Here is a 19,184-nt window from a genome sequence, read left to right on the forward strand (position 1 = left end):
TTAAAGAAACATCATGAAAAATATAAAAAAACATGTTTTTTTAAAATAAAAACGTTATCGATTATTTATAATAATAAACAATGACACTATCCGATGAAATAATGTCATTGTTTAATTAAATATTTAATTTGCACGTATTTCTCGCAAATAGCGATAAATAGTATGAATGGAAATATCCAACCCTTTTGCTGCTATTTGAGCACTGTCTTTGAGATCAAAAATACCAAGATCATGTAATCGCGTTACAATTTCTCGACTTTTCTTTGAGGGCGGGATCGAACTATCACTCGTTACCTGCTCACGAACATTTTCAATCGAACTATGCATCATTTCATCACTATTACGCGCAAACGTTTCTGCGGTAACACCATGATCACAATAAGTACCGATTGTTGGCATCAAACTATGGATCATAGACTGAAATGGTGCATCTAAATCAAAGTTAACACAGAGTAAACCAATCGCTTGCTGCTGCTTATTACGGATCACGGTTGTTAATGAACGTAACATTCTACCGTCAGGCGCTTTAGTAATATAAGCGTCAGAAACATCTTTACCTTCATTTAATTTAACTAATGCAATATTAGTGATCGGCGCACCAACTTCACGTCCCGTAATATAGCCATTGGCAATCTTCATAATTGACGGATTACGCGCGTCTAAACAATGCAATAAGACTTCGGTATGCTCCCCCCACATTGCTGCAATCCCATCAACAATATTTTCCATGGCGCGAAGAATATCATAATCACTTTCTGTCAATTCATGCATTTTTTCTACCTTTTCTAAGCATCAAACCACTCAACAAACAGCATTATTATCTTATCAATATTTCAGCAGACATAATATCAATGATTACAGTATATGTGTTTTCTATTCGATATATTAATATCTTACCAATATACATCAAAATGATACCAGTATTATAAATACTAATATTTTAGTGACCTATTGTGATTAGTATTATCATGACTAAAATAAAAAAATCCCGACCTAGGCCGGGATTATTTATTTAATTATGGAAGAACATTTACATATAAAGTAAACATTCAACTCATTAACTAAATTAGATAAAACGGATTTTAACCGCTTTAAGCTTATTACTTGAATCATCTAACGTAAATTCAACCATGCTACCAGATGAAGGCTGTGAACGACTGCAAACTTGAGACGCGTCAAAACGAATATCGCCACCAAGATCGCTAGTAATTAAACCAATTTTTTCAACTGGGTTGAAGCTACGAATAATACCTGTTTGTGAAGTCATAGTTTATATTTCCTTTACGCCCAAATATTGCTTTCTTATCAGCATTTATATTTGAGGCTATCAATTTGAGTTTAAATAGTTATATACCAAATAGTTAATTAACCTTGGTATAGAGCTTTACTCATTGACCTACTACTTCTTAACTATAAGATCACCCTTCTTATAGCTTTGCACTGCTACTACGTTTGCAACATAAACGGATAACAATGATTAGAAATGACATTGTGGTTTTATTTAAAACACATTAGGTCTGAGTAACAGACGAATCGAACATTAACGCCAAATTATGATGCTGTAAATATTTTTTTAATCAAAAACGATAATAATTTGTGGATAACCACTGAACAAAACAATAAGCAACTGTTTTAAAACAAAAAAATAACAAACAAAAAAATAAATAAAAACACTGAATATGTTCAAAAAACACACAAATCACTAATAAAACATATTTCAATTACATTATTATTTCTATTTAACCTAAAATAAAAGAAATTATCATCCTTTGTTGAACAATAAATAGTCTGCATTTTTGAAAGGAATAATTACGATATAAAATGACTAGGTTTCTGATATCAGCACATGTAAAGTATACCGATATACACGATGGTTATAAGGAACCTCGATGAAAGGTATTCTATCAATACAGTCACATGTTGTTTACGGTCACGCTGGTAACAGTTCTGCAGTATTCCCTCTTCAGCGTATGGGCTTTGAAGTTTGGCCATTACACACAGTACAATTTTCTAACCATACTCAATACAAACAAGGTTGGACAGGTAAAGCTTTCCCTGCCTCTGATTTGATTGAACTCGTTAAAGGCATCAACAACATTGATCAGCTTAAAAACTGTGAAGCAGTCCTTACCGGATATCAAGGTAGTGCTGATCAATGTTTAGCCATTATTGATACAGTTAAAACAGTAAAACAACAAAACCCTAATGCTATCTATATCTGTGATCCTGTTATGGGTGATCCAGAAAAAGGATGCATTGTTGCTGACGGCATATCAGAACACCTTATTAATGATGTAATGCCACTGGCAGATGTTATTGTCCCTAACCAATTTGAACTTAGTCAGTTTGTTGGCATGACAATCAATACACTGGAAGATGCTGTTAAGGCTTGTCAGCACGCGCTAACACTCGGCCCTAAAATAGTGTTGGTAAAACATCTTCATAGTTTATCTACTGATAAATTTTCGATGATGCTAGCAACAAAAGAGGGCTGCTATCTAGCACAACGTCCACATTTGGCATTTGATAACCAGCCTGTTGGTGTGGGTGATTTAATTTCAGCATTATTTACCGGTGGTTTATTAAAAGGCTGGTCAGCAGAACAAGCCTTTGAGCATGCCCATAATGCTTGTTATGCCGTATTAAAAGAAACTCACCGCCGTGGCGAATGGGAACTGCAAACAATCGCCGCTCAAGATGAAATTGTCGCACCGACTGAAATTTTTCCAATTACAGAAATTAAATAAATAACCCAGTCATCAGATTATAAAAAAAGCAGCTTATAACGCTGCTTTTTTTATTCTTATTCTTATTCTGTTAAATTACAACACATTACCATAATCATCAAATGAACGACGTTTTACAAGTGTTAGTGTCGTCGCAACAGAAAGCACACCGGATACAAATATCGCTACCATGATCACTAACTGGTATTTAACAGCGACCAGCGGCATTGCTCCGCCTAAAATTTGTCCCGTCATCATACCCGGTAGGCTCACAATACCTAACGTTGCCATTGAAGCTAATTGTGGCGCTAATGCCGCTTTAAAAGCCGTACGAATAAAAGGCTGAGCAGGATTAGGCGCTCCCATCGTTAAATAATATTGATATTCTTGATGATTCTCTTTCAGTAAACTTCCCCAACGAGACAATGCCAACACATTCGCAGTTAAGCTATTACCTAATAACATCCCTGCTATCGGGATCATATATTGTGCTTGCCACCATGGTGAAACTTGAATAACCCCCGCCAAAACCGCAGGTAATGCCACCGATAATGCGATAACTTGCCCACAAATAACGGCGGGGATCACGCGAAATAGGTTTACATCAGAACGTTTACAAATGGTGTAGCTGGCAAACAATGCCATGACAGTTAACCAAATCACGTTAAGGCTAAGACTTTGCCAACCAAATAATGTATGTAAATAAATCCCAACGACAGATAACTGTAAAGTCATCCGTAATACAGACATGATCAGTGTGCGACTTAATCCCAATTGCCAACGCTGAAATAAGAGTAATGGAATCAGTAATAATAGGTAAAACCCAGCCATAGCTGACCAATGTAAATCGATAGTATGATTAATGGTTGCGGTCATTGGTCTATTCCTGATTCAATATCCATATTGTGTACCTGATCAGCTGTCGCAAGCCATACCGGATCATGAGAAACCGAAATACAGATAACATTTAATGCTTTCACTAATGAAATAATTTTATCTCTCGCCATAGGATCTAATGCTGACGTAGGCTCATCCATTAACCACACCGAACGTTGCATCATCACTGCTCGTGCAATGGCTAATCGTTGCTTTTCACCACCCGATAATAATACGACATCTTTATCAAGCTCAACTATCAGTCCTGCATCAGTTAATGCTTGTAAGCAATCAGACTCTGTGGGTTTTACATGAGGTGATTGCATTGCCTTCATATGCCAAGGCAATAGTAAAACCTCTAAGACAGTATCCGCTCCCATCACTGGTTGTTGTGGCAAGTAGCATATTTGTTGACGCCAAAATGGTAATGACCCACTATCAATACCTTGTTGCTGATAATTAAAAGAGCCATTTTGTGGCGCTTTAAGTCCAGCAATAACTTGCAATAAGCTACTTTTTCCACAGCCAGATGCACCCGATAACGCTAAATGCTGCCCTGGTAATAAATCAACCGTTAATGACTCTACTTGTACATTTTCAAAACCTGATCGTAATTGAAAAAAGCGTAAAGCATCATAAGAGATAGACGTCGATATTGAAGATGAATTTATCATGGCAATTAACACAAATAACGATTGAGAATGATAAGTGTATAAAAACCAAAAAATTACTCAAATGGTTTACGTTAATGATCGCTATGAATCAGATCGATACAGGCAGTATCAATGATATAGATGGGAGAATTACATTTGATACGTAAAATACAAATAAAAAAATACCGACACAATGTCGGTATTTTCAAAACTTTTAACGTAAGTGCAAATTAAGCAGCTTCAACGTTTGCAGCTTGAGGACCTTTCTGGCCTTGTTCAACGTCAAAAGAAACCTTCTGACCTTCAGCTAGCGTTTTAAAACCTTCGCCAGAGATAGCACGGAAGTGAACGAATACGTCAGCACCGCCGTTATCTTGAGTGATGAAACCGAAACCTTTCTCTTCGTTAAACCACTTAACGATACCAGTTGATTTAGACATGACTGTCTCCAATATTTTATTAAATAATTCGCAAAATTGCGTAATGTAGCCAGAAAAAGAATTATTTATAGTTTATGAGTGGAAAGCTTCATGACACTGGTAAAGCGCTACAAAGAAAGTTTTCTAAAACATAATGTTACATATAAATAGGTCTGAATTACAGGCCGAGCTCTATACTAATGAAATTAATCCTATTGTATAGCCTTTTTTTTAATTTTTAACGTTCTACAAACAAAAATTTTATTTTTTAATGCTTATTCGAGATATTATACGCTAAAAAACAAGCTGATTATTTGCACTAAAAAACATCAACACTATGAAAATATTAATATTTAAATTTACTACTTATACTTACATGCCAATAGAACTTCAATAAATAAATATGAACAGTTTTTTACTGACTGTCGTTTACTATTAAAATAACCCACAAAAAAGGCAATATGCCGAAACATATTGCCCATGATTTGATCTTAAATAACGCTTATTTCGTTACGATACGATCGAGTGTGACTACTGAATACGATAGTGGGACCAATTGATGGCGAGTTTGTCCAACATAATCAATAAAGGCTTGTGCATCGGTATCACAATCAGTGTTTGCCGCTTTACAATCAGGTGCTTTACCTTGATAAATAACTTGATATTTATCACCCTGTTTTTCAATCTTTTTAACCTTGTAACCCACTAATTTTCCATTCACATCAATAAGATCGATACGATTAGAATGTTTATTTTGAGCAGTAAATATCGGAGTCCAGCCATCGTTACCTGTCGCATTATAATTATTAATCACGACATTGTAGGTTTTGTTATCTTGTAATGGTGTCCATACAGGGTGTTTTTCAGTACCCGACATCACATCAACACTGATTAAATGGCCCGCTTTATGTGCCTTGGTTTCATCAAAAGTATAACGAATATGACCGCCGTATGGGTATTTACCCGCATGTGCGCCTTCAGGTAACGTCGCGGTGATTGTATCTTGTAATAATTGCTTAACCGTTGAACCTTTTAATGACAACACTGATAAATAATTAGAAAACGGTAACATTTCTAAACGGACATTACCTTCACGGTATTCGCCTTCATTAATATTAGTACGAATACCGCCCGCACCAATTAGTGCAAAATCAACCTTTTTACCTGTTACTTTTTGAACTTGCGGTAAATTAGCCCAATAATACTGGCTTTCTGCAATTAATGGCGCAACGGCTGAACCATGCTTATCCGCTGCACCACTATCTCCAGGGCGACGCTCATGTATAATTTCAGTCGGTACTTGAGCAATGATGCTACCATAGGCTTTTTCTACAGCAGGTTTGTATTTAGTATCGATTTCATGACGAAGCTGACTATCTTCATTAATAATAACGATGTTCTTTTGCTTAGCGATAAACTGTTCTACTTGTGCCGTTTGTGCCGCAGTAAACTTGTCTTGTGGTTTACGATCTGATTTATGATAAAACACATCGTTACTTAGTAGCGTATTATGCCCAGCGCAGTTGGTTACTTCACCTTGACTGTTAAAGCTAACATTTACCTTACCGATAGCTTCTGCATATTTTCCAGCTTGCACAATACAGGTTGACGCTTTGCCATTTGGATTTTTCACCATTTGTGCATAAGGACCAAAATTACTCCAACCGATATTCGTGAAATCGCCTAATAATGTATGAGAGTGACCACCAACAATTAAATCAATACCGTTCACTTTTTCGGCTAAAGCAATATCCGTTGCATTACCAATATGAGTTAATGCAATAACGTCATTAATCCCTTTAGATTTAAGAAAATCAACCGTTGATTGTGCTGTTTTTACTTCATTAAGAAATTTCACATCCCCCGTATGTGGGGCAATATTTGGCATATCTTGTAAAGATAAACCAAATACAGCAACTAAATTTTTATGCTTTGGTAAGTTATTAATATCTTTTACAACGGTCTTATGATCACCATCAAAGGCAAAAATTTGATAAGGTAAAATATTTGTCTGCCCATTGAAATTAGTGTCATGGCTAACATCAACATTTGTTGCAATAATAGGGAAATCTAAACTACTCACAAAACGATTTAATTTTTGATTATTAAGATCAAATTCGTGATTACCTAATGCCATGCCATCTAACCCCATTTGGTCAAGAAGATCAGCATTCATCGCACCTTGGTTTATTTTAAAATAAGCACTACCTTGGAAAGCATCACCGGCATCTAAAAACAACAAACTCTGGTTATTCTTTTGTGCTTGCGCTTTATATTGTTTAACCATTGCTTGCAGGCGAGGATAACCACCAAACTCATTAAAGACTTCAACGCCATCAGCAGAAAAACTCGACTTTACCGGATCAAAATGCGAGTGAGTGTCGTTAATATGAGCAACAGTAAGTGTGAAAGGTTGATGTTGAACGGCAGGTGTTGTGACACATCCAGAAAGAGCTAGAGTGATCGATAGTGCGATAAGTGGCTTACTAAACATACGAAATCCTTACTACGTTGTAATCGTTTGCGCCGCAGCATACTCCACATTAAATTCCTTTTCAGCATTATGCGTCAAAATAATATTCTCTAAATTTGAATTTTTATTTTGACTGATATAAAACGGCTTCTTCACTAAGAAACCGTTTCTATAGCAAATTTATTGCAACAATTTACCGTTATACTCACCAGTTAACGTTTTGAGATAAGCCGTAATTTTATCAATCTCATCAGGGCTTAATTTCACACCAACTTGATACAACGCCATATCATTTACCGCTTGCTCTAATGTTTTCGCACTCGCATCATGGAAATAAGGGGCGGTTAATGCAATATTGCGTAAAGTTGGCACTTTGAAGCGATGCATATCGTTGTCATCTTTCGTGACGTTAAAACGACCACTATCAACGTCAGTAATATTACCTCGATCACCAAAGTAGTCATCTTTAAGCCCCATGACTTCAAATGATAAGCCCCCCATCGCCTGACCACTATGGCATGTTTGGCACTTATTCTGTTTAAACAGCGCATAACCTTGTTGTTCTTTTGTTGTTAGCGCAGTTTTGTCCCCTTTTAGAAATTTATCAAACCGACTATTTGGTGTAACTAAGGTTTTCTCAAACTCAGCAATCGCATTAGTAATACTGTATTCACTGATCCCTTTTTGTGGGTAAATAGCATCAAATTGTGCTTTAAGTGCGGAATCTTGATCTAATTTGTTAATAATATTCGCCCACGACCCGGCTCCCATCTCAATCGGATTCATCGGCGGCCCTCCCGCTTGAGCTTGTAAATCATTTGCACGACCATCCCAGAATTGATGAATATTAAACACAGAGTTAAATACTGTCGGGGCGTTGATTGGCCCTTTTGAACCATTAATTCCCGTTGAGGTTTTTAGGTTATCAACCCCGCCCGTTGTCAGACTATGGCAAGTTGAACACGCAACAGTATTATCACCAGATAAACGGGTATCATGATAAAGCACTTCACCTAATTGTACTTTCGCCTGATCCACTTTAAATGTGGCAGAAATAGGCTGCACAGCATCATTTTGATACTCACTGCTCACGAGAGGATCTGAATAATATTGGCGACGTTCTTGCTTAACCCAGTCTAATAAAGTATTGGTTTCTTGCTGTGATAAATCTGAACGCCAGTGCATTAATAAAAATTGTTTCGGTGGCATTGCATGGTCATTTAACACTGATTCAAGCTTGGCTAATTCAACCTGAGAAACAGGGGTATTATGCTGTACTTGCTCCATAAGCATCGATATATTGAACTGGCGTAAAGCATGATCAATATCGCGCTGCATCAATTGTTTAGCTCCTGGAACATCCGCATAAAATGGCATTTCACTATTTTTTGTATGGCAGTACTGACAACCATTTTGGTTAAAGATATTAAAAGCTTGCTGTGAAAGAGGATCGGCTTTAACCAAATTTGTTTGAGATAAATAGTTTTTATGTCGTGTTTCATCGCCTTGATCAACGGCATATACCGTCGCTAAATAACCTGCGATACCCGCACTGATCGCGCACGCAATATATGATGATTTTTTCATTAAGATTCCCTCTAAAGATATTTTAAAAGAAAATAATCGCTTCTAAGGAAGAGTTCAAAACGAAAAAAACGGATGCTTTAATTGAGAAATTCGATTAAATATTATTTCACGCGTAAATTAACAATATATTCTTTTAATATCATGAGGATAATAATTACTGTTAATAATTAACAAATAAATCGGCTAAATTTAACTTATGGTTTTATTGTTTTAGATCAATTACTGAAATATTCATTATTTACTGTTTAGTGCCGTTTATTTTTAAATATCACCACCAATAAAGCATCCACTATTTTAATTTTAAATAACAATTTATTAAACAGTAAAATAAAAGAGCAATGACAATAATATCAATGCTCTTTTTTCAAGATAAATACTTATTTTGTTATTTTAAGATCTGTTTTAGGGATACAACAACATGCTAATATTTTACCTTGCTGCCTTTCTTGCGGTAATAACGCAGGGACATCAGGCTGTTCAACCTGCCCCGAAGTTAAAGTTACTTTACACGCGCCACAAAAACCAGCACGACAGTTATAATTAATTTCAACACCCGCTGTCTCTGCTTGTTCTAATAACGTTTGCTGATTATTACCCCTAAAAATATAACCATCAATATTAAGCTTTACAGCTTGTTTTGGTGTTGATGATCCACCTAAAGGACCAAAAGCTTCTTGATGATAACGCGCAGGAGATACGCCCATTTTCAATAATAACTTTTTAGCCGTATCCATAAAGGCATTGGGGCCACACACAAACACTTGGCGCTGATCTAAATCGCTGATCATTGCTAAATGGCTCAAACTTAGTCGCCCTGACTCACCTTGCCAATCTCGTCGTGGCTGACTAAGCACAATCCGTAAATCAAGTGATGGGTGCATCTTTTCAAGTTGATGTAATTCTTGTAGCGAGGGAATATCCGCTTCAGTGCTGCATTGATGATAAAACACAACATCACGAATATTATCGTTATCAGATAAATACCGCAGCATAGATAGCATCGGCGTAATACCACTTCCCGCAGACAATAATAATAACTTATCAGTATGAATCCCTAAGTGGAAATCACCACCAGGTTTATCAGCAGCAAGTACATCCCCCACTTGAAAATGCTGATGTAACCAATTAGATATTCGGCCATCATCAATTCGTTTTACTGAAATAGCATAACGCCCAGGGCGAGACGGACTGGAAGATAACGTATAGTAGCGAGTAATAAACTCACCATTAATCTCAAGTTGTAATGGCAAATGCTGCCCTGGTAAATAAGGCGGTAACGGTAATTGCTGATGAGACTCAAACCAAAACGTTGTAAAATCAGCGGCAATGTCTTCTCGTTCAACGCAAGTAAGTAATAACTTAGTTTCAGCATTATCAACATAAACTTGTTTGGGTTGCGTTTCTAAAACTTCAATGACATCCCCTGCGCGAATCATACCTTCATTTAAAGCCACTAAATTTTGTCCAAAAAAGACATCTCCTGCCGCATCAGCGCGAAACGTCGCCATGGTTTTTAATGGTTCTTTTAGCGCATTAAACTCGCCAGTTAGTGGATCTACAGTTGTTAGAATACACCGCGCACAAGGTTTAACAATTTCAAACTCAACCTCACCAATGCGGATCCGTTTCCATTCATCTTCAGCAAAGGCATCAGTATTAGACACCACTAAATTAGTTCTAAACTGCGCCATGGTGTGATGGTCACGACTACGTTCATTTAACGCAGCCAATGAGGCCTCACTGATGACCAATAATGGATAGCCATCGGCAAAACTAACATTATGACCAATTTTTGAGCGTACTCGATTAGATTGTTGACCACAAAAAAGTAACTGCACCGAATGACCAATAATATCGCTGAACCATTGATTCGCGATCATCGTTGTTGTGTAAGCACTAAAATTATCATTCCACACGGTTGCAGATGCATCAACCATTGCAAAATCAGCATACTGTAAAACTAAATCGGTTTTATTTGGGTGTTGCAGCACTAATCCTGTCATCGTTAGTGTTGCAGTGATTTTTACCATTTGTGGATATTTACGGGCAGTGATCATCGCACCTTCGTCACTCGCTACCATAAAACGACGATCAAAGGCTAACCCCTGCTTTTCTACCCAAGCGTGAGATTGTGTTAATGCTGCTGTCGATTTTACTGGATAAACATGTATCTGTGATAATGTCGGTACGACTAAGGATTGGCTCACGGGAATCTCCATATATAAAAACAATATTAACAAAACCTAGAGTAATTATTTAATATTCACAGACAAATAGACACCCTTATCATTATTAATGAATAATTATTTTTCGTTATGACAGTAATTTATTACGTATACAATTTTACAGCTTATGCTAAATTTATAAAAATTCCGTTTGTATTATTCATACTATCAATATTGTTATTTGGAGACGCTATGCCCCTTTTACGTTCTTTTTGGCGTTATATTACCCACTACTTTCCTAACGTTGGTTTGCGTCATCTGCATACCACGCTTGCTGGATTAATTATTCTTCAAATATTAAACAGTAATTTAGTACATATGACGCATGCTGGTGCCGTAAAAGTAGGCGTGTCTAATACTATTTTCTTGTGGTTGCATATTATTCTTGGCTCATTAACCGTACTTGCTACCATTGGTATGATTATTTTCATGCTAACTAAACAATCATTTAGACAATTTTTCCCGTATCTTTTCGGTGATAATGCTGTTTTAAAAGATGATATAAAGCAGATAATGAAAGGAAAGTTACCTGAACCTCGTGAAAAAGGCTTAGGTAATATTATTCAAGGTTTAGGTATTGGTGCATTAATCCTAATTGAAACGGCAGCATTAGTTTGGTTAGTATTATGGTTAAACCACTCTCCTTATGCCAACGAAGCACGTGAAATACATAAATCATTAACAGGGCTAATTGAAGCTTATTTAATTGGTCATGGCGGCATGGCACTACTGCATTTCTTTGTGGAACGTAAACGCTTTAGTTAATGTTTAAAAGAAAGAAATAAAAAAGACAATAAAAAACGCAGAGCTTCTAGCTCTGCGTTTTTATTTGAGGCTTATTTGGCTTTTACCGCCCAGCCACAAGGTTGAGGATATATTCGTTTAATTATTTTTTTATTCTGTTTTTTAAGCAAAATATGACAAGTTTCGATAATTAAACCAAAGGCCATCGCAAAATACACATATCCTTTGTTCAAGTGAATAGCAAAACCTTCCGCCATTAACATACCGCCAAGCATAACCAAGAACAGCAGTGCTAATGTTTTTAATCCCGGATAGCGCATCACATAATCGTTAATTTTCTCAGCACATAGCACCATAATAACTGCTGACGCTAAAATAGCGGCAACCATCAGTGGAACTTCACTGGTTAAACCCACCGCAGTGATCACAGAGTCCATTGAGAAAACCGCATCAACCGCGACAATCTGCAATAACACTAATGCTATACCGGCTCTGACTGTGCTTGCTTGTTGCTGGTGAGCATGACTAAAGCACATCCACAATTCTTTTAAGCTTTTCGCTAATAAGAAAGCACCACCACCAATCATGATTAAATCACGTCCAGAAAAATCATAATTCAGCACATTGACTAATGGTTGGGTTAACGACATTACCCAGCTAATAGAGAACACTAAACCAATACGCGCAGCAACAGCTAATGCAATACCAAGATTACGGGCCATTTTACGTTGATGTACAGGTAGACGTTCACAAAGTACAGAGATGAATACGATATTATCGACACCTAAAACCACTTCAAGTGCAAATAGGGTCGCAAAGATCATTAACGCTTCAGGTTGAAGGAATAACTCTAGCATTGAACAAACTCCATAGAAAAGGAGTTAGGAATTAAAGAACAACTCGAGGGGTCGTCCATATGTGTTTTGATACCTCAATAAAGAATGAAGCTGTATTTGAGCAGTAAATACAGTAAATGAAAACCTCTCAAATGTAACCAAATGTAATGAGTTTTGTTTATAAAACCCACCTTAGTATGTGGCACCTATTGATGATGAGTTAATATTAAAAATGTTCACTAAGTGTATAAAATTAATAAATATGCCTACCCGTTCACTTTTGCGTTATATGCAAAAGTATTTTAGTTTCATCGTTATTGCATAATAAACAGCAAAGGTTCATATTACATACATCTTATTAATTTAATAAAAATATCCACCTAAAAGTAATGTAAAGGATTATTTATGGAAGTTACATTTTTAGGATATATAGCGTCAGCATTCATTATATTATCGTTATTGATGAAGAATATAAAATTACTCAGATATGTAAATTTATTAGGCTGTAGCTTATACGCTATATACGGTTTAATCATACAATCATGGCCTGTATTTGCTATGAACTTCATCTGTGTAGGCATTAATTTATATAGAATATATACATTAAAATATGAGAATAAAAAACTGAATAAGGAGAACTACTTATGATTTTAATTACAGGTGCGACTGGTAATCTTGGTCAATTAGTCATCAAAGAGTTACTAAATAACAAAGCTGAGTTTGTTGCTGGTGTTCGTAATATTAATCAATACAATGGCCATCATTGTAATCTAGAATATATTGACTATGACAATCTCAGCGTAATGAGAAACGCATTTAAAAATATTGATACTATCATCTTTATTTCAGGTAACGCTGAAACCGAGCATAGAATACAACAACATCGAAATTTAATTGATGCGGCCAAACAAGAAAACATTAAACATATTATCTATTTAAGTTTTATCACTGTTACTGATCCTCATTCCAAATTTTCATTTACACGCCAACATATTGATACAGAGAGCTATTTAAAAGCATCAGGTATAAGCCATACTATTGTACGTAGTTGTTGGTATATGGAAAACATTAAAACAGAAATAATCAATGCATTGGACAATCAAGTTTTTATTGATAACTCAAACACAGGTAAAATAAGTTTTATTTCTCGACAAGATGTTGCAAAAGGCTTAGCTCAAATTGCTATTAATGTAAATCTACAAGATAGAATCTACACCTTTACTGGCTCCGCTGCGTATTCTATGCAGAATATTGTAGATTTAATGAATGCCAATTGTCATAAACAAATCAAATATGCACTTTATTCTGATAACGATTATAAAAAACGCTTAATTGATGCTAAATTACCCGAATTCTTAGCTGAAGCGATCACATTAAACCGTGTTGATATTGATAATGGTGATTATGCATTTATCTGCCAAGATGTTAATTTTATTAATAAAAAGTTACCATTAGATATAAACGACTATATTTTCTCTATTTGTTGCACACATTAAAAATATAACAATAATTACTAACAAAAACAGCTACCACTTATCACTTGAAAATTGAGGAGGTTTTAATATAAATCTCCTCAATTTTTTTGTTGTCCTTAAATAATTATTGGTTATTTTTAATATTTAAATAATGATAAGTATCCAATCCCTTTATTGTTTCTGGTCTCGCACAACATCGGGCAACCCAATCAGTAATATTTGAATAAATACTCATATCAATGACGTCTTCAATATTATAGAAATTAATGATCCAAATAATCCACGGAAACATTGCAATATCTGCTATAGAATATTTATTATCAACAAGAAATAATTTATTATTAAGTTCACTATTTATATAATTAAGAACAATAATAGTTTCTTTTAAATATCGTTCACGTGGATAAGGATCAATAATTTTATCATTATGATAAGTAGAAAAATGCCCATAAGCACCAAAAACAGTGCCTTCTGTACTTGCTTGATAAAAAAGCCACTCTATTGTTTTTGTTCTGCTTATTATATCGTTAGAAATAAAATCATTATACTTATCAGCCAAATACAATAAAATTGAACACGATTCGGCAATAACATTCGATTCCCCATTAGGATATTCTTTATCTATTAATACCGGTATTTTATGTCGGGGATTTACAGCTGAAAACGTAGCCGAAAATTGTTCGTTTTTAGTAATATCTATATTAACCAAAGTATAATCTAGTTTTAGCTCTTCAAGTAAAATAGGTATTTTTATCCCATTAGGAGAGCCAATTGTATAAAGTGTAAGATTTTTCATTAATTCACCTATTTTTATAATTACACAGAAATTCAATTAAATTGTTCTTGTATAATCATATTTTAATTTTAAAGTATTATCATAGTAATAAATTATGATAGTATTTTGTCATCATTCAATTTCTTTAAGGATTAAGTTATGGAACTCGATAAACTCCTGATTAATATACGTCAATGTGAAATTTGCAAAGGTAAATTGCCTTATCCGCCAAACCCATTATTACAAGTTGGTTATAAAGCTAAGATATTAATATTAGGGCAAGCCCCCGGAGAAAAAGCACATTTTAAAAATACATTATTTGATGACATGAGTGGAGAAAGATTACGCTCATGGTTAGGGGTCAATAATGACGATTTTTATGATAAAAACATCTTTAATATTATTCCTATCGGGTTCTGTTATCCGGGAGTTATTATCGTGGATGGTAAGCGAAAAGGTGACAAGCCTCCCCGCCCAGAATGCAGAGCAACATGGCATCCGGTTTTATTACCAAAATTAAATAATGTTGAACTGGTTATTTTATTAGGTAAATATGCGATAGATTATTATTTAGGTAAGAAAACGGCGGTTACTACCGAAGTATTCAATCAAAAAAACCGTGATAATAATATTTTTGTCATTCCTCATCCTAGCCCAAGAAACAATATTTGGCTTTCTAAAAATCCCGCATTTGAATCCACTATCCTTCCAATTTTAAAGCAAAAAATAGCAACAATTATTGATCACCACCAATAAAAAACACATCTTTAATATTGTAAAATATGAGTACAATCATTTTTGCTATCATTTATTTTTATTCCATTTAAATTTATATAGTAAACATGCTAAAAAAAGAGGTATTAAATTATAATACCTCTCGATAATAACTATTGAAATATCACTTTAAATCAAAACATTATCTTACATCGGCAACTTTATTTTGAAATATTAACTTAACTAAAAATAGTGCTAATATAATGCCCCCTAGACTAAATAAAAGATCGCCAGGCATTCTAGCCCATACTAAATGTTGAACTAATTCACTGTGTATTACCTCAGGGCTACGCGCATACCAATAACCATGATTAATAACAGCAAAGAATTGCACAATACCGACGGGTAACAAAGAAAAGACCAACATCGCGCCTAATCCTAAATTCAGAGTCCAGAATACATATTTTAAAAGTTTTTCACTCCACAGTTTTCGCTTACTACTTATACCACGTAAACAAATAAGCATTAAGCCGATACCCAGCATGCCATATACCCCCATGAAAGAACCATGCGCATGAGCTGCTGTCGTATTAAGACCTTGAATATAATAAAGTGAAATCGGTGGATTAATTAAAAAGCCTAAGATCCCTGCCCCCACTAAATTCCAGAACGCAGTGGCAACAAAAAACATAATTGCCCAATGATAGTTGTGTATCCAAGGTGTTGTTTTTAAATAACGATAGCTCTCAACCGCTTCAAATCCGATCAGAGCTAACGGCACAACCTCTAAAGCAGAGAAGATAGCACCCCATGCAACAATGGATGTTGGTGTGCCTGCAAAATAAAGATGGTGCAATGTACCTAATAAGCCACCCGTTAAGAAAATGATAGTGGTAAAGACCACAGCACTATTTGCAGTTTTCGCTCTAACTAAACCAAGACGTACAAACATAAGTGCAATCACAGATGTAGCAAAGGTCTCAAAGAACCCTTCAACCCATAGGTGAACCACCCACCAACGCCAATACTCAGCCATAGCTAAATTAGTATGTTTACCCTGTAATAGCCCTGCGCCATAAAATAGGCCAATTGCTACACAAGATGAATAGAGTACTAAAATAACCGGACGATCATTGCTGTTTTTAACCAAACTAGGATAAATAGCGGCGGTGACTAACGCTAACCAAACTAACAAACCAATAAATAGCAATATCTGCCATACACGGCCCAGATCAATATACTCCATTCCCTGATGACCAATTAAGAAACTGGTATCTAAATTGAAGTATTGTTGAATAGCGAACCATTCTCCAGCCATCGAACCGAAAACAATAAAGACCAACACAACCCATAACACGTTCACACCTAATCGCTGATATTTAGGCTCATGTTTTGATAGTGATGTCGCAATATAAAGGCCAGTGCCTAGCCATATTGTTGCGATCCAAAAAACAGCCAATTGTGTATGCCACGTTCGAGTTAAAGAATACGGCAATATTTTAGCTAACGGGATACCATAAAAGTCTTGGCCTTCAACAGAATAGTGCGCGGTAATTCCACCTAATACTATTTGTAGTAAAAATAATGCAATCGCCGTAATAAAATATTTACCAACAGCCTTTTGAGACGGTGTAGGCTTGATATTAATTAATGGATCTTGCGATGGAATAGCAGGAAGCGGGTCATGACGTAGCGCTGCTTGATACCACGCAAGGCCACCAATCCCCATTAAAAGTACAACAAGACTTAACACTGACCACACGATATTATCAGAAGTGGGTATATTGCCTATACTAGGATCATACGGCCAATTATTAGTATAACTGTAGTTTTCATTAGGGCGATTTGTTACCGCAGCCCAAGCTCCCCAGAATAAAAAAGCATTAAGTTCTTCACGATGTTCACGCGATGGAATGGTGTTATTTTTCATTGCATAATCTTGGCGAAGCTTATCTAAGCTTTTATCATTACCAAAAAGTTTGATGTTATGAGCAATAACTTCATCAATAGCCAGCCCACGATCGTTCGATATGGTGATCACTTTTGTTGTTGGATTAAAGCTATTCTGCCTAATCTCGTCTCTTATTTGCTGCTGTAAAAACGCTTGCTTAGGATTTGCTAACGTCGCATATAATTGCCCAAACTGTTGTTTCGCTAAGATGTTAAGCCATGCTTGATTCTCACGGTGAAGCCAATCCGCAGTCCAATCAGGAGCCACATATGAGCCATGCCCCCAAACAGATCCTAATTCATGCCCACCCATAGAACGCCAAACTAACTCACCCTGCTCTATATCTTTTTTAGTGAAAATTACCTTACCTGATGTCGTTACGACTTTTGACGGAATCGGAGGTGCTTCTTGATATATTTCGCTTCCTAAACTTAATAAAACAGCAAAAGAGATAAAACAAATAGCGAATAATACTATTACACTGGCCTTTAATCTGCTCAAAATGGTGTCCTCTAAAATCAAAGTAACCACTTATAGGCATAAGCCATGCCAACAATTAACATTATGATTTAAATGCAATTTATATCAATAAACAGTCATAAAGACCAAACAGCTCATAGTACTAATGACACCAACATGGTTATAATGACATTATAAATACATGTTATGGGTAAATGAGGAAATAAAACCTAGGTATGTCTAATATTGTTAATAAAAATCATATAGTTAAACATTCAAAACGGGAAATAATAGGATTTTCAGCGGCAGCAAAAAAGCTAAAACAAGATATAGAAATAGTCTCTAACAGTGAATTAAATGTTTTAATTCAAGGCGAAACTGGCGTTGGAAAAGAATTAGTTGCCGAAGCTATCCATCAAAAATCAAATCGCTTTTTATCAAATATGGTATATCTCAATTGTGCAGCCTTACCTGAAAATATCGCAGAAAGTGAACTTTTTGGACATATAAAAGGGGCATTTACTGGTGCAATAAATAACAGAATTGGAAAATTTGAACTCGCCAATAAAGGGACTTTATTTTTAGATGAAATTGGCGATTTATCACTAAGATTACAAGCAAAATTATTACGAGTACTACAATATGGTGATATTCAACGGATAGGGGCTGATACCGTATCCCATGTCGATGTCCGTATTATTGCAGCAACTAATGTTGATTTAATCAAAGCAATTGATAACCATACTTTTAGAGAAGATCTCTATCACCGCCTAAATGTTTACCCAATAATAGTGCCAACATTACGCGAAAGAATGACTGATATTTTACCTATCGCCGAATATATTTTAGAAAAAATTAAGCATGAATTAGTTCTTTATAAATTATATTTGACGCCTCACTGTATTCATTTATTAGAAAGCTATAGCTGGCCTGGCAACATACGTGAATTAGAAAATAGCTTATATCGAGCAGCATTAGTGGCTAAATTTGAACAATGTAATAAAGATATCTGCATACATGCTAACAATATTTTAGTGAATAATGAGACAGATCAACCTTTAACTAACGTGCCAATTGAAGAAAATATTAAAGATAATAAAACACATTTATCACTGCGTGAAGCTACTGAGATTTTTCAATATCAATATATAAAGAAAACACTGGCACAACAAAAAGGAAATTGGTCAAAATCAGCATCAGCACTACAAGTTGATTGCAGTAATTTACATCGACTTGCCAACAGGCTAGGACTTAAGAATAATTAAGTTATT

General features: G+C 35.4%; 16 protein-coding genes. 5 read left to right on the forward strand and 11 right to left on the reverse strand.

The genetic code is table 11. The features are described from left to right. Positions 1–123: 123 nt before the first annotated feature. Together CZ809_RS05255 and CZ809_RS05260 are read right to left on the reverse strand one after the other, a co-directional pair. A complete protein-coding gene (locus tag CZ809_RS05255; protein ID WP_080156326.1) occupies positions 124–771 on the reverse strand; it encodes a helix-turn-helix transcriptional regulator in 648 nt (215 codons plus the stop codon). A 295-nt stretch (positions 772–1,066) separates the two neighbouring features. Further along, the gene (locus tag CZ809_RS05260) at positions 1,067–1,267 is read right to left on the reverse strand and encodes a hypothetical protein (protein ID WP_036792228.1); all 201 of its coding nucleotides are present in this window, start codon (positions 1,265–1,267) and stop codon (positions 1,067–1,069) included. A 622-nt stretch (positions 1,268–1,889) separates the two neighbouring features. Here CZ809_RS05260 and pdxY point away from each other — a divergent pair. After that, positions 1,890–2,747, forward strand: a complete 858-nt coding sequence (gene pdxY / locus CZ809_RS05265) for a pyridoxal kinase PdxY (protein ID WP_080156327.1) — start codon at positions 1,890–1,892, stop codon at positions 2,745–2,747. A 75-nt stretch (positions 2,748–2,822) separates the two neighbouring features. Here pdxY and CZ809_RS05270 read toward each other — a convergent pair whose 3' ends face one another. From CZ809_RS05270 to CZ809_RS05295, 6 genes are all read right to left on the reverse strand, one after another. Then, a complete protein-coding gene (locus tag CZ809_RS05270) occupies positions 2,823–3,602 on the reverse strand; it encodes an ABC transporter permease (RefSeq protein WP_107276078.1) in 780 nt (259 codons plus the stop codon). Then, on the reverse strand, positions 3,599–4,276 hold the full coding sequence (locus tag CZ809_RS05275; protein WP_080156328.1) for an ABC transporter ATP-binding protein: 678 nt from the start codon (positions 4,274–4,276) through the stop codon (positions 3,599–3,601). Before CZ809_RS05275 ends, CZ809_RS05270 begins: the two co-directional genes overlap by 4 nt. A gap of 209 nt (positions 4,277–4,485) precedes the next feature. Continuing rightward, a complete protein-coding gene (gene cspE, locus CZ809_RS05280; protein WP_080156329.1) occupies positions 4,486–4,695 on the reverse strand; it encodes a transcription antiterminator/RNA stability regulator CspE in 210 nt (69 codons plus the stop codon). A 481-nt stretch (positions 4,696–5,176) separates the two neighbouring features. Further along, positions 5,177–7,168, reverse strand: a complete 1,992-nt coding sequence (locus CZ809_RS05285; RefSeq protein ID WP_080156330.1) for a bifunctional metallophosphatase/5'-nucleotidase — start codon at positions 7,166–7,168, stop codon at positions 5,177–5,179. A gap of 159 nt (positions 7,169–7,327) precedes the next feature. Then, positions 7,328–8,734 (reverse strand): cytochrome-c peroxidase, encoded by a 1,407-nt coding sequence (locus CZ809_RS05290; RefSeq protein ID WP_080156331.1) that lies wholly within the window; start codon positions 8,732–8,734, stop codon positions 7,328–7,330. A gap of 377 nt (positions 8,735–9,111) precedes the next feature. Continuing rightward, positions 9,112–10,953, reverse strand: coding sequence for a hybrid-cluster NAD(P)-dependent oxidoreductase (locus tag CZ809_RS05295; RefSeq protein WP_080156332.1), 1,842 nt, complete (start codon positions 10,951–10,953; stop codon positions 9,112–9,114). A gap of 198 nt (positions 10,954–11,151) precedes the next feature. Between CZ809_RS05295 and CZ809_RS05300 the strand changes: the two genes are divergently transcribed. Beyond that, positions 11,152–11,724: a cytochrome b/b6 domain-containing protein gene (locus CZ809_RS05300; RefSeq protein ID WP_080156333.1), complete on the forward strand. Its 573-nt coding sequence runs from the start codon at positions 11,152–11,154 to the stop codon at positions 11,722–11,724. 71 nt (positions 11,725–11,795) lie between these two features. Here CZ809_RS05300 and CZ809_RS05305 read toward each other — a convergent pair whose 3' ends face one another. Next, positions 11,796–12,560, reverse strand: coding sequence for a TerC family protein (locus CZ809_RS05305; protein ID WP_045035459.1), 765 nt, complete (start codon positions 12,558–12,560; stop codon positions 11,796–11,798). 623 nt (positions 12,561–13,183) lie between these two features. Between CZ809_RS05305 and CZ809_RS05315 the strand changes: the two genes are divergently transcribed. Further along, a complete protein-coding gene (locus CZ809_RS05315; RefSeq protein ID WP_080156335.1) occupies positions 13,184–14,035 on the forward strand; it encodes an NAD(P)H-binding protein in 852 nt (283 codons plus the stop codon). A gap of 103 nt (positions 14,036–14,138) precedes the next feature. Here the strand turns inward: CZ809_RS05315 and CZ809_RS05320 are convergent, their stop codons facing one another. After that, complete coding sequence (locus tag CZ809_RS05320) at positions 14,139–14,810, reverse strand: glutathione S-transferase N-terminal domain-containing protein (protein WP_080156336.1); 672 nt, start codon at positions 14,808–14,810, stop codon at positions 14,139–14,141. A 138-nt stretch (positions 14,811–14,948) separates the two neighbouring features. Here CZ809_RS05320 and CZ809_RS05325 point away from each other — a divergent pair, with 138 nt between their 5' ends. Beyond that, positions 14,949–15,545: a uracil-DNA glycosylase family protein gene (locus CZ809_RS05325; protein WP_045035455.1), complete on the forward strand. Its 597-nt coding sequence runs from the start codon at positions 14,949–14,951 to the stop codon at positions 15,543–15,545. 160 nt (positions 15,546–15,705) lie between these two features. On the opposite strand, the gene CZ809_RS05330 is transcribed toward CZ809_RS05325, so the two are convergent. Continuing rightward, positions 15,706–17,955: a nitric-oxide reductase large subunit gene (locus tag CZ809_RS05330; protein WP_080156337.1), complete on the reverse strand. Its 2,250-nt coding sequence runs from the start codon at positions 17,953–17,955 to the stop codon at positions 15,706–15,708. Positions 17,956–18,149: 194 nt separating this feature from the next. Here CZ809_RS05330 and CZ809_RS05335 point away from each other — a divergent pair, with 194 nt between their 5' ends. Further along, a complete protein-coding gene (locus CZ809_RS05335) occupies positions 18,150–19,178 on the forward strand; it encodes a sigma 54-interacting transcriptional regulator (RefSeq protein WP_080156338.1) in 1,029 nt (342 codons plus the stop codon). The last annotated feature ends 6 nt before the right edge of the window (positions 19,179–19,184 follow it).

Origin of the sequence: Photobacterium piscicola (assembly GCF_900166965.1) — a bacterium.
GTDB lineage: Bacteria > Pseudomonadota > Gammaproteobacteria > Enterobacterales > Vibrionaceae > Photobacterium > Photobacterium piscicola.

Excerpts from the sequence above, each read along its gene's own strand:
- CZ809_RS05270 (WP_107276078.1), bottom strand. The coding sequence starts at position 3,602 with ATGACCGCAACCATTAATCATACTATCGATTTACATTGGTCAGCTATG.
- CZ809_RS05300 (WP_080156333.1), top strand. The coding sequence starts at position 11,152 with ATGCCCCTTTTACGTTCTTTTTGGCGTTATATTACCCACTACTTTCCT.
- CZ809_RS05260 (WP_036792228.1), bottom strand. The coding sequence starts at position 1,267 with ATGACTTCACAAACAGGTATTATTCGTAGCTTCAACCCAGTTGAAAAA.
- CZ809_RS05335 (WP_080156338.1), top strand. The coding sequence starts at position 18,150 with ATGTCTAATATTGTTAATAAAAATCATATAGTTAAACATTCAAAACGG.
- CZ809_RS05285 (WP_080156330.1), bottom strand. The coding sequence starts at position 7,168 with ATGTTTAGTAAGCCACTTATCGCACTATCGATCACTCTAGCTCTTTCT.
- CZ809_RS05305 (WP_045035459.1), bottom strand. The coding sequence starts at position 12,560 with ATGCTAGAGTTATTCCTTCAACCTGAAGCGTTAATGATCTTTGCGACC.
- CZ809_RS05315 (WP_080156335.1), top strand. The coding sequence starts at position 13,184 with ATGATTTTAATTACAGGTGCGACTGGTAATCTTGGTCAATTAGTCATC.
- CZ809_RS05320 (WP_080156336.1), bottom strand. The coding sequence starts at position 14,810 with ATGAAAAATCTTACACTTTATACAATTGGCTCTCCTAATGGGATAAAA.
- pdxY (WP_080156327.1), top strand. The coding sequence starts at position 1,890 with ATGAAAGGTATTCTATCAATACAGTCACATGTTGTTTACGGTCACGCT.
- CZ809_RS05275 (WP_080156328.1), bottom strand. The coding sequence starts at position 4,276 with ATGATAAATTCATCTTCAATATCGACGTCTATCTCTTATGATGCTTTA.
- CZ809_RS05255 (WP_080156326.1), bottom strand. The coding sequence starts at position 771 with ATGCATGAATTGACAGAAAGTGATTATGATATTCTTCGCGCCATGGAA.
- CZ809_RS05290 (WP_080156331.1), bottom strand. The coding sequence starts at position 8,734 with ATGAAAAAATCATCATATATTGCGTGCGCGATCAGTGCGGGTATCGCA.
- CZ809_RS05295 (WP_080156332.1), bottom strand. The coding sequence starts at position 10,953 with ATGGAGATTCCCGTGAGCCAATCCTTAGTCGTACCGACATTATCACAG.
- cspE (WP_080156329.1), bottom strand. The coding sequence starts at position 4,695 with ATGTCTAAATCAACTGGTATCGTTAAGTGGTTTAACGAAGAGAAAGGT.
- CZ809_RS05325 (WP_045035455.1), top strand. The coding sequence starts at position 14,949 with ATGGAACTCGATAAACTCCTGATTAATATACGTCAATGTGAAATTTGC.